A 2,071-nucleotide genomic window follows, 5' to 3' on the forward strand; every position below is an offset into this window, starting at 1 on the left:
ATCTATCCTCGGTCTCGCTATGCTCTAGACCTGGGAGTGTCGGGGAGCTGATATCATTCGATAATCTTACTAAGATGATGGCGTACGTTCTAGCTAACAAGATCCTGGCCTATAAGGTGCTTGAGCTCCACTACGGGCACCTAATCCCTGCTTTGAAGCCTGTACGTTACTCGGAGGAGGTTGAAGTAGACGGGAGGAGGTTCACTATAAGCACCCCTAATGACATGATTGAAATGTTAAACCACATGTTTAAACTAGTATCCTCTAAGCTTAGGAATAAGCATGGGATGGCGGATTTCACCCCCATATTTAATACCGGGCTTTACGACGAGATAGTTCTTAGTGGTGTTGAGGCGGTTAACAAGGTTAACGCCATAATAGATCTCGTTGACTCGTGGAAGAATGAGCTCAAATACCTACCGGGTATAATAGGCTACGTGTATGAGGGTCTTCTACCCCCAAGGGAGAGACACCAGCTAGGCCAGTTCTACACACCACCAGCGATAGCTAGGCTTATCACCAGATGGGCTATTAGAACCGGGGATGATAAGGTTCTCGATGGAGGGTGCGGCTCGGGGACTTTTCTTATAGAAGCGTATAAGAGATTGTTAATGCTCAAGTTCAATAAAGACTACAATAAGGGTGAATTCCCGTCTTGTAGAGAGAATTACAATGAACATCAAGATATTTTAAATAACCTCTACGGAGTTGATATCAATGCTTTTGCATCCAACCTTACAGCGGTACACCTCATGTTAATGGAGCCTAGATGCCCCATATCGAAGCTTAACATCGAGACTAGGGATTACTTCACTCTAATACATGGTATAAACGTTTTCGGTAAAAAGCTGGAGGCATTTGACGCTATCATAGGTAACCCGCCTTACACTAGGTGGGTTGAAATACCCGATGCTACCAAGGAGCTCATAGTGAAGCAGTTAAAGAAGGAGCTTGAGGACTACCATCTCAAAGCTGATCTTAGAAGGGGTAGGGAGCCCGGTATTTACGTCTACTGGATAATGCATGCTGCGAAGAACCTACTCAAGGAGGGTGGGAGGCTTGGCATGATAATATCTAATATGTGGCTTCAAACAGATTACGGTGTGGATTTCGGAAGATTCCTACTAGATAACTTCAAGATCAGAGCTCTCATAGACATCTCGTTTAGATTATTCGAGGCGTTAATATCGACTGTCATAATACTAGCGGAGAAGGAGCCTAAGCAGGAGCATCGGGACAACAATGTCGTGACATTGGTGAGGATACCACCTAGAGTGAAGGGTGTAGAGTTAGATGTGGAGAAGGCGGAGAAGATACTAGACGAAACTCTAGCTTGTATAGAGAACGCTATGATGAGCGATGGCTCCCTCGATGTCAATCTATTGAGCAGGTGTAGAGAGGAGTATGGAGTGTACTTCACCCAAGTTAGACAAGGTGATATGCCGAGGAATAGGAAGTGGGTAAGCCTATTCTTCCCCGGTGTCGAGGGTGTGGTTGATAGACTTGAGGAGTTAGCTAATGAAGGTAGGTTAATGATCAGATCTGGGGAGTGGTTTAAACCGAGCAGGGGTAATAGTGTTTGGTCTATATGGGCCTTGGATAACGGTAGAAGACCCGACCTAGGTGCTAAGGATTTCTTCTACTTCAGCGAGGATAAGATCAAAACATGGGAAAAAAATGTTAATGGTTTCGGAAAAGCTGTAAATAGGTATCTAGTCCCGGCTATAACAGCCTCCAGGTGCGTTAAAACCTTCACCTTCACTAGGGATGATTGGGAGCTTATTAGAAGCTCTGCGGTGAGAGTGAGAGGAGGCGGAGCTAGGTGCAAGGACGCCTACATACTAGTATTACATGAGAGGAGGGATAGCCTACCAGAACCCCTACTCAGGTATATAGCATGGGGTGAGAGCGAGTGTAGAACCATGATAAGAGGTACTAGAGGTGGGGGCAGAATCTGTAGTGAAGCTGAAGCATGTAGAGCTAGAGAGGAGGAAGCGTCTGAGGCTAGACGTGAGGGGAGGCAACCATGGTTCTACGGATGGTACGATCTCGGTGGATACATACCCACACC

General features: G+C 46.0%; 1 protein-coding gene. It reads left to right on the top strand.

Annotated elements, in window-relative coordinates; translation table 11 throughout:
• A partial coding sequence (locus ACP5N5_RS06775) for an HsdM family class I SAM-dependent methyltransferase (protein ID WP_428134396.1) occupies positions 1-2,071 on the top strand: 2,071 nt, incomplete at both ends.

The organism is Desulfurococcus sp., from assembly GCF_049970475.1.
GTDB lineage: Archaea > Thermoproteota > Thermoprotei_A > Sulfolobales > Desulfurococcaceae > Desulfurococcus > Desulfurococcus amylolyticus.